Source organism: Streptomyces sp. B6B3 (assembly GCF_039871525.1).
In the GTDB taxonomy this organism is placed as follows: Bacteria; Actinomycetota; Actinomycetes; order Streptomycetales; family Streptomycetaceae; genus Streptomyces.
On the sequence record NZ_JBDPLU010000016.1, the window covers coordinates 67,781 to 83,380 of the forward strand.

At 73.6% G+C, this 15,600-nt stretch carries 12 protein-coding genes; 10 read left to right on the forward strand and 2 right to left on the reverse strand.

The window, feature by feature from the left end:
* Positions 1–23 precede the first annotated feature (23 nt).
* A complete protein-coding gene (locus tag ABGB06_RS27955; protein ID WP_347594562.1) occupies positions 24–1,280 on the forward strand; it encodes an MFS transporter in 1,257 nt (418 codons plus the stop codon).
* Positions 1,281–1,310: 30 nt separating this feature from the next.
* Here ABGB06_RS27955 and ABGB06_RS27960 read toward each other — a convergent pair whose 3' ends face one another.
* Positions 1,311–3,434, reverse strand: coding sequence for an alpha-galactosidase (locus ABGB06_RS27960; protein WP_347594338.1), 2,124 nt, complete (start codon positions 3,432–3,434; stop codon positions 1,311–1,313).
* A 50-nt stretch (positions 3,435–3,484) separates the two neighbouring features.
* Between ABGB06_RS27960 and ABGB06_RS27965 the strand changes: the two genes are divergently transcribed.
* From ABGB06_RS27965 to ABGB06_RS27985, 5 genes are all read left to right on the forward strand, one after another.
* On the forward strand, positions 3,485–4,585 hold the full coding sequence (locus ABGB06_RS27965) for a LacI family DNA-binding transcriptional regulator (protein ID WP_347594340.1): 1,101 nt from the start codon (positions 3,485–3,487) through the stop codon (positions 4,583–4,585).
* Positions 4,586–4,652: 67 nt separating this feature from the next.
* On the forward strand, positions 4,653–5,981 hold the full coding sequence (locus tag ABGB06_RS27970; RefSeq protein ID WP_347594342.1) for an ABC transporter substrate-binding protein: 1,329 nt from the start codon (positions 4,653–4,655) through the stop codon (positions 5,979–5,981).
* Positions 5,981–6,907, forward strand: a complete 927-nt coding sequence (locus ABGB06_RS27975) for a sugar ABC transporter permease (protein ID WP_347594344.1) — start codon at positions 5,981–5,983, stop codon at positions 6,905–6,907. Before ABGB06_RS27970 ends, ABGB06_RS27975 begins: the two co-directional genes overlap by 1 nt.
* Entirely contained in the window at positions 6,904–7,746 is an 843-nt protein-coding gene (locus tag ABGB06_RS27980; protein WP_347594346.1) for a carbohydrate ABC transporter permease, read from the forward strand. The genes ABGB06_RS27975 and ABGB06_RS27980 overlap by 4 nt, the downstream gene beginning before the upstream one ends.
* Before the next feature lie 18 nt (positions 7,747–7,764).
* Positions 7,765–10,335, forward strand: coding sequence for a CBM35 domain-containing protein (locus ABGB06_RS27985; protein ID WP_347594348.1), 2,571 nt, complete (start codon positions 7,765–7,767; stop codon positions 10,333–10,335).
* 79 nt (positions 10,336–10,414) lie between these two features.
* Here ABGB06_RS27985 and ABGB06_RS27990 read toward each other — a convergent pair whose 3' ends face one another.
* Entirely contained in the window at positions 10,415–11,500 is a 1,086-nt protein-coding gene (locus ABGB06_RS27990; protein ID WP_347594350.1) for an Rv2578c family radical SAM protein, read from the reverse strand.
* 173 nt (positions 11,501–11,673) lie between these two features.
* Between ABGB06_RS27990 and ABGB06_RS27995 the strand changes: the two genes are divergently transcribed.
* The 4 genes from ABGB06_RS27995 to ABGB06_RS28010 all read left to right on the forward strand — a co-directional run bounded on the left by ABGB06_RS27995 (position 11,674) and on the right by ABGB06_RS28010 (position 15,594).
* Complete coding sequence (locus ABGB06_RS27995) at positions 11,674–12,126, forward strand: SRPBCC family protein (RefSeq protein ID WP_347594352.1); 453 nt, start codon at positions 11,674–11,676, stop codon at positions 12,124–12,126.
* A gap of 230 nt (positions 12,127–12,356) precedes the next feature.
* Positions 12,357–13,178 carry a PAS domain-containing protein gene (locus tag ABGB06_RS28000; RefSeq protein ID WP_347594354.1) on the forward strand — a complete coding sequence of 274 codons (822 nt, stop codon included), beginning with the start codon at positions 12,357–12,359 and terminating at the stop codon, positions 13,176–13,178.
* A gap of 189 nt (positions 13,179–13,367) precedes the next feature.
* Positions 13,368–14,204, forward strand: coding sequence for a M55 family metallopeptidase (locus tag ABGB06_RS28005; RefSeq protein WP_347594356.1), 837 nt, complete (start codon positions 13,368–13,370; stop codon positions 14,202–14,204).
* Positions 14,197–15,594: a M20/M25/M40 family metallo-hydrolase gene (locus ABGB06_RS28010; protein ID WP_347594358.1), complete on the forward strand. Its 1,398-nt coding sequence runs from the start codon at positions 14,197–14,199 to the stop codon at positions 15,592–15,594. The genes ABGB06_RS28005 and ABGB06_RS28010 overlap by 8 nt, the downstream gene beginning before the upstream one ends.
* Positions 15,595–15,600 lie beyond the last annotated feature (6 nt).

Here is a 15,600-nt window from a genome sequence, read left to right on the forward strand (position 1 = left end):
GGTGCCCGTTCGTGACGACTGCCGTGCCCCATCGGATCGAGGATCTCCCGCGGCCTCGGGCGCAGCGCCGCGTGCTGGTCGTGCTGACCGCCGCTCAGGTGCTCAGCGGTGCCGGACTGGCGGCGGGGGTGACCGTCGGCGCCCTCCTCGCGCAGGACATGCTCGGCTCCACGGGCCTGGCCGGCCTGCTCAGTGCCGTGTCCATCGCCGGTTCCGCGCTGGCGGCCCTCGTGGTCGGGCGTCTCTCCCAGGCGCGGGGGCGGCGCCCCGGCCTCGCCGCCGGGTACCTGGCCGGTGCCCTGGGCAGCGCGGGCGTCGTCGTCGCCGCCCTCGCTGGCAGCTCCGTGCTGCTGTTCGTCATGATGTTCGTCTACGGCGCGGGCGCCGCCACGAACCTCCTGGCCCGCTACGCCGGTGCCGACCTGGCGGCTCCCGAACACCGCGCCCGCGCCGTGTCCACCGTGCTGGTCGCCACCACTCTGGGCGGGGTGGTCGGCCCCGTACTCGCGGCGCCCACGGGCGACCTCGCGCAGGCCGTCGGCGTTCCCCGCCTGGCCGGGCTCTTCCTCCTCTCCGGCGCCGCATACGCGACAGCCGCCCTGGTTCTGATCGTCTGGCTGCGTCCCGACCCGCTGCTGCTGGCCCGCACGTGGGAGGCGGAGCGGGCCACCACGGCGGTCGCGGGTCCAGACGACGCCGCCGGCCACGCGGGGCCGGCGGGCGGACGGCGCCGCGCCGGCATCCTGCTGGGTGCGCTGGTCATGGTGCTCACCCAGCTGGTGATGGTGGCGATCATGACGATGACGCCGGTCCACATGCACGACCACGGCCAGGGCACCGCCGCCACCGGCCTCGTCATCGCCGTCCACATCGGGGCGATGTATCTGCCCGCGCCCCTGTCCGGCTGGCTCGTCGACCGCTACGGCCGGTCCACGGTCGCCTCCGCCTCCGCCGTGGTCCTGCTGGCCGCCGGGATCATCGCCGCCGAGACACCCGGCGGTTCGACCGCAGGGCTCGCGGTGGCTCTCGGGTTGCTCGGCATGGGCTGGAATCTCGGTCTCGTCAGCGGCACCGCGATCATCACCGACACCGTCCCGTTGGCCACCCGGGCCAGGACCCAGGGCCTGGTCGACCTCTCCATCGCCCTCGCGGGCGCCGTCGGCGGTACGGCCTCGGGTCTGGTCGTCGCAGCCGCCGGCTATCCGCTGCTGGCCGGCGGCTGCGGCATCCTGTCGCTGGCCTCCGTGCTGGCGGTCGCCGTCTCAGCGCGCGACCGCTGAGCCGACGACCCTCGTCGACCCGCCGGCCCGTCAGCGCTCCGGCGTCAGCCGCAGCAGCACCGCCGTCGGGGTGCGGGGCAGCGCGACCGAGAGCTCGCCGGACCCGGCCGACCAGGTGGCCTCGCCGGCCGGCAGGGCCGGATGCAGTACCTCCACCGCCAGGTCCCGGCCGCGCAGTTCCGGCAGCGGCAGCGCCCGCTCCGCGGGCCCGCCCTCCCGGTGCCAGACCGTCAGGTACCGGGTCTCGCCGGCGCGCAGCCCCAGCGCCAGCCACGGGTCCGTCCAGCCGGGCAGCCCCAGCGGCCAGAACGGCACGCCGCGCGCCACGTCGCCCCGGATCGACCGGTACACCGCCAACGCGTCGCGCACCAGCGCGAGCTGCTCCGGCGCCATCCGGTTCAGGTGCCCCGACAGGTGCACTCGGCCCAGCAGCGCGCCGGCCAGGATGAACGCGTTCTCGTCGTCGTCGAACTCCGGCTGCACGTACGCCCACACGGCGCCCTGCTCCGGCGGCACGGCCGTCGGCGCGGCGGCCGAGATCGCCGGATACCTGCGGAAGTCCTCCTGGTCGCTGGTGGACTGGAGCTGGAGCAGCCGCAGCATCGCGCCGTCCATCCGCATGCCGCCCGAGGCGCAGTTCTCCAGGACCAGGTCGGGATGCCGGTCCAGCACGGCGGCCAGCCAGTCCTGGTAGGCGCGGGCGTGCCCGAGCAGGCCGGCGCCGGGGCTGCCGGTGCCGCCGGTGTCGGTGCCGGGTGGCACGCTGATGTTGTAGTCCAGCTTGAGGTAGCCCACGCCCCAGTCCCCGACGATCCGGTCCACCGTCTCGTCCAGGTGCCGCACCGCCGCCGGATGCCGGAGGTCGAGGTGGTAGCGGCCGTGCTCGCGCACCCGCGCCCCGCCCCGTCGGAAGAACGCGGCGTCCGGCAGTGACGTCGCGACCGGGCTGCGCACCCCGATCACCTCGGGCTCCAGCCACAGCCCGGGCACCATGCCGTGCGAGCGGATCCGGTCGAGCACCTCGTGCAGGCCGCGTTCGCCCGGGAAGCGGCTGGCCGCCGGCTGCCAGGCGCCGACGCTGTCCCACCAGCCGGCCGCGTCGTCGTCGTACCAGCCGGCGTCGATCACGAAGTACTCGGCGCCCGTCGCCGCCGCCGCGTCGACCAGCGGCAGCAGCTTCTCGGTGGTCGGGTCGCCCTTCAGCGTGTTCATGTAGTCGTTGAAGATCACCGGCAGCGTCCGGTGGTCGGCGTGCGGGCGGCGCAGCGCCCGGCGGTACCCGGTGAGCGCGCCCATCGCCTCGGTCAGATCGCCCGCGACGACCGACAGCGCGACCGGCACGGTGCTGAACGACTCGCCGGGAGCCAGCGTCTGCGACCACTGGTGCTCGGTGTCGGTCGGGCCGTGCAGCGCCAGATACGTGCCCTGCCGCCGCTCGCCCACCTCCCACGCCCAGCCGTTGGCGGACTCCAGCTGCCACAACCAGGCGAACCCGGAGCCCGCGTCGGTGAGCGCGCCCATCGGCAGGTGGCCGTCGGTGGACCAGCTGCCGCGGCTGGCGTAGCCGGTCCGGCCGCGGCCGTCGGGGCCGTGCCCCGGGTGCAGCGCGGGCAGCCGCGCCCGCAGCGGTTCCTGGCGCCAACGGCACTCCGCCAGCCAGTCGTTGTCGGCCCAGTGCAGGTCCAGCGCGTCGGGCGCGGGCAGCCCGCCCAGCGTCAGCGAGGAGACGGCGAGCAACGTGCGCGGCGCGTCGCCCTCGTTGCTGATCCGGACCCGGGCGCGCACCACCGGGATGCCGTCGGGGGAGTCGAGCAGCAGCTCCGCGGCCAGTCCCGTGGTGGGGTCGTGCAGGTCGAGCCGCAGCCGGTGCCAGTCGCCGTCCCGGTCGCTCCCGTGCCCGCGCAGTCGTAGCCGAGCACCCGCCGCGGTCTCCAGGGACCGCTGCCCCGACCAGCCGCGGCCCTCGCCGAGCAGCAGCAGCTCGACCGCGCGGGTGGCCGCCGCCACGGGCGCCGCGGGTAGGCCGGGCGGCCCCAGCCGGACCGCGCGGAGGGTTCCGTCGTCGGCCGGAGCGAACTCCGCCGTCAGCGCGGAGTGGCCCCAACGAACGGGCTCGGAGGAGTCGGTCGCCGGGGTGGCGGTGCGTGCGGACAACGGTGGCGCCTCTCGTGGACTTCCTGGTTCGCTCTCTTGACTGCCCTTGTGTGACCGGTCACACTCCTGCAATGCATGTGACCGGTCACACAAGGAACCGGGGTGCCGACCGTCCGGCGAGCATCCGCGACGTCGCCGCCGCGGCCGGGGTGTCCCATCAGACCGTCTCGCGGGTCATCAACCGGCATCCCAGCGTGAAGGAGTCCACTCGCGCCCGGGTGGAGGCCGCCATCGCCGAGCTCGGCTTCCGGCGCAGCGTCACCGCGCACGCGCTGGCCAGCGGCCGGTCCCGCACCGTGACCGTGCTGACCTCCAACACCACGCACTTCGGCTACGCCGCCGCCCTCCAGGGCGTCGAGGAGGCCGCCCGCGCCGCCGGGTTCGGCGTCGGCGTGGTGGTGCTGGACTCCGACGACGACGCCGAGGTGGAGCTCGCGCTGCGCCGCGCCACCGACGGCGGCGGTGGCCTGATCGTGATCGCCTACGACCGTCCCGGGGTGCGCGCCCTGGAACTGGTCCCGGACAACGTGCCGCTGGTGGCCGCGGTCGAGACCCCCGCGGAACCCCCGCCCGAGGGCAGCCCGTGGGTGTGGACCGACGACCGGGCCGCGGCCCACGCGGCCACCCGGCACCTGCTGGGGCTCGGCCATCCGACGGTCCACTACCTGGCCATACCGTCCAGCACCCGCGCGCCCGGCACCAGCCAGCGCGCGGCCGGCTGGCGGGACGCGCTGCGCGAGGCGGGCGCGCCGGTGCCCGAACCGCTGTCCGGCGGCTGGGAGCCGGCCGACGGCCACGCGGCCGGGGCGCGGCTGGCCCGCGATCCGGAGGTCAGCGCGGTGCTCTGCGGGAACGACGACCTCGCCCTCGGCGTGCTGCGCGCCCTGCGCGAGGCCGGCCGCGACGTGCCGGGAGAGATCAGCGTGGCCGGCTTCGACGACGCCCCGCACTCGGCGTTCCTCAGCCCCGCGTTGACCACCGTCCGGCTCGACTTCGGCGGGGTGGGGCGGGCCTGCTTCGCCCTGCTGCACGGGCTGGTGGAGCAGGGCGACCCGGTCGCCCCGCATCCGGTGGCGGCGCCGCGCCTGATCGTCCGGGAGAGCACCGGTCCTGCCGCCGGCGGTCCGGCCGGGCCGACCGGCGCGCCATGAAGCGCGGAGCGCTCCCCGCGGGCGCTCCGGACCCGAAACGAGTCACCCGAGTCACCACGGAGCCGCGATGAAGACGAAAGCCACGGCAGTGGCCCTGACGTGTGTCGCAGCGCTGGCGTTGAGCGCGTGCAGCGACGACACGGCCGGGCAGACCGGCGCCGGGGGCACCGGTGCGGCCGGAGACCCGGTGGACCCGACGGCCAGCCTGGACGGCGTCGAACTGACCTTCTGGACGGCGCAGAACACGGCACACGCCGCCGACCAGGTCATCGAGGCGTTCGAGGAGGCCACGGGCGCCACCGTCAGCACCGAGGCCATACCCGACCTGTACGAGCAGAACGTGCCCACCCGGCTGGCCTCCGGCGACCGTCCCGACCTGATGTTCTGGCAGCCCAGCATCTCCACGCTGCCGTTCGTCCAGCCGGCGCGGAACCTGCTGCCGCTGGACGACGAGCCCTGGGTGTCCGACCTCGGCAGCACCGAACAGTCCCTCGGCGTGATCGACGGCACCCGCTACGCCGCGATCGTCACCAGCCCGGCGATGCTCGGCGTCTACTACAACAAGGACGTGTTCGCCGAGGCCGGCGTCACGGAGGCGGACTTCCCCCGGAGCTACGACGAGCTCCTGGACCTCGGCGCGACGATCCGGGACGAGACCGACGCCTCGGCGTTCTACGAGGTCGGCGGCGACCAGTGGCCGCTCCAGTGGCAGGTGCAGGTGCAGCTCACCGACCAGCCCGACGCCTGGTGGGACGGGCTGAACCGGAACGAGGAGTCCTGGACCGACCCGGCCGTGGTGGACGCCATCACGAAGTACGACGAGGAACTGCTCGGCGCGGGCCTCGCCCAGGACGGGTACCGGACGGGCACCTTCACCGGGCAGGCCGAGGCCCTGTGGGACGGCTCGTCGGCGATGGCGCTCAACGTCACCTCCTTCCAGTCCCAACTCCAGGCGGAGCACGGCACCGCGGAGATCGACGAGCGCATCGGCTGGTTCCCGATAGCCAACTCCGAGGCGCGCGGCCTCTACTCGCCCGACCAGACCAACGGCGTGGTGGCGTTCGCCACGGGTGACGAGGAACGGCAGAACGCCGCCCGGCAGTTCCTCGCCTTCTGGCTCGGGCCCGACTACGCCGACTTCATCGACGACCGGAAGATCCCCTCGGTCCAGCCCGACGTGCCCAGCCCCGAGGGCATGCCGCAGACCGCCGTCGATCAGGTCGAGGCGCTGCCGGACGCGCACGGAGTGTTCCAGGCCCGGGCGATCGTCGCCCCGGAGCTGCACGTGGCGCTCGCCGACATGATCTACGGCGAGAAGAGCCCGCAGGAGGTGGCGGAGTTCGTCGAGAACCAGTTCGACGATATCGCCAGGGCGCAGGGCGCCGAGGGCTTCTAGTGGCCGGCACCGCCGTGAGGACCCGGGGCCGTCCGCCGGCCGGCGTGGCCGCCGGACGGCCGCCGGGGCGGATGTCCCGGGCCGCCGTGCACCACCCGTGGTGGTTCGCGCTCCCCGCCGTCGTGATCTTCGGCGGCTTCTTCCTGCTGCCGAACCTGCTGAACTTCTACTACCCGTTCACCAACTGGTCCGGGTACCACAGCGAGATCTCGTTCATCGGCCTGGCCAACTTCCGCGAGATCATCGACGACGGCACGCTGGGGCAAGCCATCCGCGTCACCCTGGTGTACGCGCTGCTGGCGGCCTTCTTCCAGAACCTCTTCGGGCTGCTGCTGGCGCTGCTGCTGGAGCGGGACACCGCGTTCAACCGCTGCTTCCGCGCGCTGTTCTTCCTGCCGGTGCTGATCTCCGCGCTGGCCGTCGGCTACGTCTTCCAGGCGCTGCTCGACACCGACGGCGCGGTCAACGAGGCGCTCGGCACGGACGTCCCGTGGCTGGGCTCGACCACCTGGACCATCCTGCTGGTCGCCGTCGTGCACGGGTGGAAGTGGATGGGCCTGGCCATGCTCATCTACCTGGCCGGGCTGAAGGGCATCCCGACCGACGTGACCGAGGCCGCCCGGGCGGACGGCGCCGGACCCTGGCGGATGTTCTGGTCGGTGCGCTTCCCCATGCTCGCCCCGGCCGTCACCTTCAACGTCACCACCTCGCTGCTCGGCTCGATGAACACCTTCGACATCGTCCAGGCCACCACGGGAGGCGGCCCGGCCGCCTCGACCGAGGTGATGAACATCTACATGTTCCGGGTCTTCGGACAGGGCCTCTACGCCCAGGCGTCCGCGATGAGCCTGGTGCTCTTCCTGGTCGTGGTCGCCATGGCGATCCCGCTGGTGACCGGCCTGCGCCGGAGGGAGCAGCTGCTGTGAGCCGACCGGGAACGGGAGCGCGGGTCTGGCGCTGGGCCCGGCCGGCCATCGTCGTGGTGCTGGCGCTGGTGGCCGTCGGCGTTCCGCTGTGGCTGGTGCTGGCCACCTCGGCCAAGCCGCAGGGCGAGGCGGTCCGCCCCAACCTCGACCCGCCCGAGCAGTGGCAGCCCTCGACCAACTACGCCGACGCGGTCAGCCAGGGCGAGATGCTGCGCGGCTTCGGCAACAGCCTGCTGGTGATCGTGCCGTCCGTGGTGCTGGTGCTGTTCCTCGGCGCCGCGGCCGCCTGGGTGTTCGCGCGCCGCAAGGGCCGGCTGGTCGCCGGCGCCTACGCGGTGTGCATCAGCGGCCTGCTGCTGCCCCCGGCCATCATCACCATCGTGCTGCAGCTGCGCCAGCTCGACCTGGCCGGCACCCGCCCCGGCATGATCGCGGTCTACACCGCGATGTACCTGTCCACGTCCATCTTCTTCATGACCGGCTTCATCCGCGCCATCCCGTACGAGCTGGAGGAGGCCGCGCGGATCGACGGCGCCACCCCGGCGCGGGTCTTCCTGCGGATCGTCCTGCCGCTGCTCCGGCCGGTCATCGCCACCGCGACGATCATGGTGATGCTCTACGCCTGGAGCGACATCTTCTACGCGTTCTTCGTGCTCGGCGGGGGCGACGCCGCCACGCTGCCGATCAACCTCTACCAGGTGGCCAGCGCCGAGCTCTACCTGAACAACTGGCACCTCATCTTCGCCTACGTGGTCGTGATGAGCCTGCCCATGGTCGCGATCTTCCTGGTCGCCCAGCGAAGGATCGTTTCCGGAATCACCAGCGGAGCCGTCAAGTAATTCCGAAGGGACCCCCACATGAACGAGCTCACGCACCACAGGAGAAGGCACTTCCGGCAGGTCAGGTCCGTCACCGTGGTCGCCGTCGCGGGTGCCGCGGCGCTGGCCGGGGCGAACCTGACCGCCGCGGCACAGGAGGACACGATGCGTCAGGAGACCACGGCCGCCGCCCAGCTCACCGTCGACCTCGCCCAGCCCCAGGGCGAGATGCTGTACGGCGCCAACGGAGCGCTCTACGGGCTGAGCGACGACGGCGTGCCGGGCGACGCGGCGCTGGCGCCGTTGAAGCTCACCTCCACCTCGCAGAAGCCGGAGGGCGGCCTGCAGCACCCCAACGGCGACGCCCTCACCGTCTCCGACTCGTTCTTCCGCAACGGCGGCGGCGACGTCTACGTGCTGATGCAGGACATCTACACGCAGTGGCCGTACGAGAACCTGGGCCTCGAGGACTACCTGAACAAGATCGACCCGATGGTCAGCGAGATCGCCGCCCACCCGGACAGCGACCGCTTCGTGCTGGTGCCGTTCAACGAGCCGGACTACATCTGGTACGACGGCATCAACGCCGACGACCAGGCGGAGTACGAGCAGGCCCTGGCCCACTACCTCGCCGACTGGACCACCGTCTACGAGCGGATCCGCTCCATCGCCCCCGACATCAGGATCGCCGGGCCGAACACGGCGGGCTACGACCGCCGGTTCCTGGCGGACTACTACGCCTACGCGCTCGAGAACGACGTGCTGCCCGACGTCACCACCTGGCACGAGCTGTCCGCCCAGTCGCTCGCCAACTTCCAGGGCAACTACGACCACTACCGCGCCCTGGAGGAGGACCTCGGCTTCGGCCCGCTGCCGGTGAACATCGACGAGTACGCCAACCGCCGCGACCTGTCCGTGCCGGGACAGCTCGTCCAGTGGGTCGGCATGTTCGAGCGGAACAAGGTCTACGCCAACCAGGCGTACTGGAACGCCGCCGGCAACCTCTCCGGCAACGTCGTGCAGACGTCCATCCCCAACGGCGGCTGGTGGTTCTTCCGCTGGTACGCCGCGATGACCGGCCAGTCCGTGCGGGTCACCCCGCCGCGGGCGAACGCCATCGACACGCTGCAGGGCCTCGCCTCCCTGGACGCGGACCGGCGCCAGGCGCAGGCCCTCGTCGGCGGCACCGACGGCGACTCCGACGTCGTCTTCCGCGACGTGGACCCGGCGCTCTTCGGCGACGCCGTCACCGTCAGCGTCGCCGAGGCCGAGTGGTCCGGATACGAGGGCCCGCACCCGGCGCCCCAGGTGCTCGCCCGCGGCACGGTCGAGGTGGCCGAGGACGGCACCGTGACCGTGCCGCTGACCGACATGGACCGGATGTCCGCCTACCGCGTCGTGCTCACCCCCGCCGGCGCCGGCGCCCCCGACCAGCCGCGGGTGCCGTGGACCGCGACGTACGAGGCCGAGGACGCCGCGATCACCGGCGGGGAGGTCTTCACCCAGGGCACCGTCGAGAACGCCAACGGCTACGCCGCCTCCGGCACCCGGGACGTCGGCTCGCTCAACGAGGCCGACGCGCGGGTCGCGTTCACCGTGGACGTCCCCGAGGACGGGGACTACACGCTCGACATCACCTACGGCAACCAGACCGGCGAGCCGTCGAGCCAGCGGCTCACCGTGGACGGCGGCGCCGCCACCACGGTCGACTACCCCGCCACCCTGAACTGGACGCACTACGGCACCGCCAGCGTCCCGCTGGAGCTGACCGCCGGCCGCCACACCCTCACCCTGGCGCACGACACCGGCGAGGCCACCCTGGACAAGATCGACCTGACCGCCGCGACCGATGAGCCGCACACCGCGTACGAGGCCACCCTCGCCGACACCACCGGCGACCCGGCCTACGACTACACCAGCTCGGCGGGCACCGGCACCGGCGCGCTGGTGCTCGACGGGGGCGACGACGGCGCGGTGTTCGACGTCTACGCCCCGCGCCACGGCTACTACACGCTGGCCCCGCGGCACACCGGCGGCGACCTGATGCTGGCGGTGCACAACGCCGAGGTCACCGCCGCCCCCGGCGAGACGGTGCGGCTGCTGCTGACCGCGGGCAACAACCGCGTCACGGCGACCGGCCGGGCCACCCTGGACGCGCTGGAGGTCTCCGGCGCGGGCGACACCGCGGGGCTGGCCGAGTACCAGGACACCGAGGCGGTGCTGACCGGCGAGGCCGTGCTGGAGCAGAGCCCGCACGCCTCGGGCGGCAGCTACATCGGCCGGCTCGGCGGCTCCGGCACCTCCGCCGAGTTCACCGTGGACGCCGAACAGGCCGGCGCCCACCTGCTCGTCGTGCACTACGCCAACGACGACCGGTCGGAGAGCGAGCACGACTACAACACCAACATCATCTCCCGCCCCGCCGACATCCGGGTCAACGGCGGCGAGGCGCAGCAGGTGATGTTCCGCAACACCTGGTCCTGGGGCAACTTCTGGAGCCTGGCCGTCCCGGTCGAGCTCCGGGCCGGCAGCAACACGCTGACGTTCGCCAACGCGGACGGCTACGCCCCGAACATCGACCGCGTCGAACTCGCGCCGGTCACCGGCTGAGCCCGTCCCCGCCGGCGCCGCGCCCCAGTCGGCGCCGGCGGGGAGTCCCGTGGCCGGGCCGGTCGGCCCAGCGGTCGGGTCACAGCAGGGTGAGCTGCGTCCCGTCCGGCGCGTGGCTCGGTCGGGCGCGGGCGCCGTCCGCCGCGGCGGCGCCCCGCCGGTGCTCCGGTTCCGGTTCCGGTTCCGGTTCGGGCAGCGCCCGGTGCGCGCCGGGCCGCGGGGTCGGCCCCATTCCGTACTCGGCGGCCAGGTCGTGCACCTGCCCGGTGATCCGGCGCTGGTACCAGCGCGGCGCGTAGGCCCCGTCCCGGTACAGCGTCTGGTACCGCCGCACCAGGCCCGGGTGGTGCCGGTCCAGCCAGGCCAGGTACCACTCGCGGGCGCCGGGCCGCAGGTGCAGCGCCAGCGGCGTCACCGAGGTCGCGCCCGCCCCCGCGATCGCCCGCACCGTGGCCCGCAGCTGCTCCGGGGTGTCGGTGAGGTACGGCAGCACCGGGGCCATCAGCACCCCGCACGGGATGCCGACCTCGGTCAGCCGCCGCACCACGTCGAGGCGCCGCGCCGGCGCCGGGGTGCCCGGCTCGACCGTGCGCCACAGCGCCTCGTCGACGAAGCCGACCGACACCGAGATCCCGACGTCGGTGACGTCCGCGGCCTGCCGCAGCAGGACCAGGTCGCGCAGGATCAGCGTGCCCTTGGTGAGGATGGAGAACGGGTTCGCGTGGTCGCGCAGCGCCGAGATGATCCCCGGCATCAGCTGGTACCTGCCCTCGGCCCGCTGATAGCAGTCGACGTTGGTGCCCATGGCGATGTGCTCGCCCGTCCAGCGCCGCCCGCCCAGCTCCCGGCGCAGCAGCTGCGGCGCGTTCACCTTGACCACGATCTGCGAGTCGAAATCGGCGCCGGTGTCCAGATCGAGATAGCTGTGACTCTTTCGGGCGAAACAGTAGACGCAGGCGTGCGAGCAGCCGCGGTACGGATTGACGGTCCAGGTGAACGCCATCCGCGAGCCGTTCGGCACCCGGTTGACGATGGACCGCGCCCGCACCTCGTGGAAGGTGATCCCGCGGAACTCCGGGGTGTCGAACGTCCTGGTCACGACGTCGGTGCCGAAGAGCGCGGGTGGGGCGTCCGCCGCCGAGTCGGTCAGGTTGTTCCAGCGCATGGGACCCTCCTTCGCCGTCGTGTCGGCCCGCCGGACCGGGGACGCACGAAGAATAGAACATCTGTTCGCAAGCTGTCCTGTCAACCCGTCGCCCTGGTGTCGGGCCGAGGCGCCTTCGGTGATTGGCTTGGTCCGGGCCCGGTCCCGGGCCATCCGACGCCAGGAGGAACGCAATGGCGCAGGTCGAGGTCGTCGCGGCGCGAGACGTCGCGGCGAAGCCTGACGACGTGTTCGACGCGCTCGCGGACTACGAGGACTTCCACAGGAGGCTCCTCCCCGAGCAGTTCACCGACTACGAGGTGCGCGAGGGAGGTGACGGCGAGGGCACCGTCCTCTTCTTCCGGTTCCACGCCACGTCCCGGCGGATCCGGGAGGTGCTGGCCGACATCACCGAGCCGGACAAGGACCGGCTGGTGGAGACCGACCGGAACTCCACCCTGGTCACCAGCTACACCGTGGTGCCCTCCGAGGAGCTGACGGGTGGCGCCCGGGTGACCATCAGGACCACCTGGGAGGGAGCCGGCGGGATCGGCGGTTTCTTCGAACGCCTCTTCGCGCCCCGCGCACTCCAGGCCGTGTACCAGCGAATCCTGGCCAATCTCGCGGCCGAAATGGACAAGCGCTGATCCGGAGCTCCGTCCGGTGGGGCGGCCCGAGGCCGCCCCGCCACCCGGACGTGCGGACCGGCCGCAGCTCAGGGAGCCGGCGCGGTCCGCGCCCGCCCGCCGCCGGTCGGGCACGGAGCGCGACCGGCGTGGCGCGTATGCGCGCGGGCGTACGCCCTCGTTGGCCACGGCCTCCCGTCCCGCCCCGGCCGGGGCGTACCGTTGATGCGCTCCCCCCGGAAGGAGAGACGGTGGCCGTTGAGCCGGATCATCCGCGCCCCCACCCCGACGCCCATCACCTCGAACACCTCGGCGAACGCCTTGGCGAGCAGCCCGAGGGCACACCCGACAGCACGCCCGACGGCACGATCGGCCGGCAGCCCGGCGACCGCCCGGGCGCCGTCCAGCCCGTCGCCGACGCTCCCCCGGACTCCGTCTGGGGAGACCCCCATGGCCGCACCCCGCTCGCCGTGGTCGTCGTGGACGGCGCGGGACGGATCACGCACTGGAGCGCCGGCGCCGGCACCCTGTTCGGGGTCGGCCGTCAGGAGGCCGAGGGGCGGCAGGCGGTGGACATCCTCCCGGTCTCGGGGGCGGACGACCTCGACGCCGAACACGGCGGCGCCCGCGAGGGCGCCGATCCCGAGCTCGGCCCGCTCGACCCCGAGGGCCGGGTGGAGTTCCTGTTCGGCTCCGACACCACCGAGCTGACCCGGCCCACCGCCGGCCGGTACTGGACCCAGGAGTGGTCGGGCGAGCGCGGGCCGCGCGACGTGCTGTGGTGGGCCTACCCGCTGCTCGGCCCCGGCGGCGCCCGGATGCTGCTGCTGGCCGCGGACGCCGGCCGGTTGGCCGCCGTGGCCGCGGTCCGGCACGAGATGCCCCGGCTGGCGCCCGGATTCGCCGGGCACGCCGAGCTCGCGCGGGCCGAGGAGTTGGCCAGACGGCTGCCCGAGGCACTGCCCGACATGAGCGCGGCGGAACGCGCCGCCGTCGCCGACCAGGTGCTCCGGCTCGGCTGCCCCGTCCTGGACTTCAGCCGCCAACACCGGGTGCCCGTCACGCCCGCGTGAGCGACACGCCGGACCATCGGCACCCGGGCTCGGGACGGTCCGGAGGCACGACCGGCGCGGTCGTGCCTCCTCCCGGGCCCTGGGCCCCGGAGGTACCCCGCGGGACGCGCGGCGCGTGGCGGACCCTCACCCGGCTCCGCGCAGCTGCCCACGTGCCCGTGGGGATCCGAGCGGGTACCGTGACGGGCCATGACCAAGATCCTGATCAGCGCCGACATGGAGGGCGCCACCGGCGTCACGTGGCCGGCCGACTGCCTGCCCGGCACCCCGGAGTGGCAGCGCTGCCGACACCTCTTCACCTCCGACGTGAACGCCGCGATCCGGGGTTTCTTCGACGGCGGCGCCGACGAGGTGGTCGTGAACGAGGCGCATATGACCATGCGCAACCTGCTGCTGGAGAAGCTCGACGACCGGGTCGCCATGCTCACCGGCCGGCACAAGGAGCTCAGCATGGTCGAGGGCGTGCAACGGGGTGACGTCGACGGCATCGCCTTCGTCGGCTACCACACCGGAGCCGGCGACGAGGGCGTGCTCGCCCACACCTACCTCGGCAACTCCATCACCGGGGTCTTCGTGGACGGCACCCGGGCCAGCGAGGGCCTGCTGAACTCCCTGGTGGTCGCCGAGTTCGGCACCCCCGTGGTACTGGTCACCGGCGACGACCGGACCTGCGCGGACGCCCGCGGCTACGCGCCCGACGCCCCGGCCGTGGCCGTCAAGGACTACGTCTCGCGCTACGCGGCGGTCTGCCGCACCCCGGGCCGCACCGCCGCCGACATCCGCGCCGCCGCGGCCCGGGCCGCGGCGCTCGCGGTGCGGCACGAGCCCGCCGCGCCGCGGCTCCGCACCGTGGAGGTCGAGTTCGACGCCGAGCACCTCGCCGGCGCCGCCACCACGGTGCCCGGCGTGACCCAGACGGGCCCGCGCCGGGTGTCGTACGACGCCCCCAGCATGGTCGCGGGCATCCGCTGCTTCAAGGCCGTCACCACCCTGGTCTCGGCCGCCGTGGAGGAATGGTATGGCTGAGTCAGTGAGCCCGGTCGAGAGCGCCGGTGAGTCCCGGGCGGAGTGGGCGACGTCGCATGTCGACGAGACCGCGCTCGCCGAGTCGGTCCGCTTCACGTCGGACCTGATCCGCTTCGACACCACCAACCGGGGCCAGGGGGAGGGCCGGGAGCGCGAGGCGGCCGAGTACGTCGCGGCGCGCCTGGCCGAGGCCGGCCTGGAGCCGACGCTGCTGGAGAAGGCGCCGGGCCGGACCAACGTGGTGGCCCGGGTCGCCGGCACCGACCCGGGCGCCGACGCCCTGCTGGTGCACGGCCACCTCGACGTGGTGCCGGCCAGGGCCGACGACTGGCGGGTGCACCCCTTCTCCGGCGAGATCACGGACGGCGTGGTCTGGGGACGCGGCGCCATCGACATGAAGGACGCCGACGCCATGGTGCTGGCCGTGGTGCGCGCCTGGGCCCGGGCCGGGGTCCGGCCCCGGCGGGACATCGTGCTGGCCTTCACCGCGGACGAGGAGGACACCGCCCAGTACGGCGCCGGGTTCCTGGTCGGCCAGCACCCCGAGCTGTTCGACGGCTGCACCGAGGCGCTCGGCGAGTCCGGCGCCTTCACCTTCCACCCGGGCGACGGCCGCCGGCTGTACCCGGTGGGCGCGGGGGAGCGCGGCACCGCCTGGGTCAGGCTCACCGCGCGCGGCCGGGCCGGGCACGGCTCCCGCATCAACCCCGCCAACGCCGTCACCCGGCTGACCGCCGCCGTCACCCGGATCGGCGAGCACTCCTGGCCGGTGCGGCTCACCCCGACCGTGCGCGCCGCGCTCGGCGAGCTCGCCGCGCTCTACGGACTCGACGCCGCCGGTCTGGACGAGACCGACCGGGACCGGCTCGGCGAGGCCGTGGACGCGCTGCTCGACCGCCTCGGTCCGGCCGCCGCCTTCGTCGCCGCCACCGTCCGCAACAGCGCCAACCCGACGATGCTGGAGGCCGGGTACAAGCTGAACGTCATTCCCGGAGAGGCCACGGCCGGGGTGGACGGCCGGGTGGTGCCGGGCGGCGAGGACGAGTTCGCCGCCACCCTGGACCGGCTGACCGGGCCCGACGTGGACTGGGACTACGCGCACCACGAGATCCCGCTGTCCGCGCCGGCGGACGGCCCGTCGTTCGCCGTGCTGCGCGAGGCGCTGCTGCGGTTCGACCCGGACGCGCACGTCGTCCCGTACTGCATGTCGGGCGGCACCGACGCCAAGCAGTTCTCCCGGCTCGGCATCACCGGCTACGGGTTCACGCCGCTGCGGCTGCCCCCCGGCTTCGACTACCAGGCGATGTTCCACGGCGTGGACGAGCGGGTGCCGGTGGACGCCCTGCACTTCGGCACCCGCGTCCTCGACCGCGCCCTGCTCGCGCTCTAGGAGTCC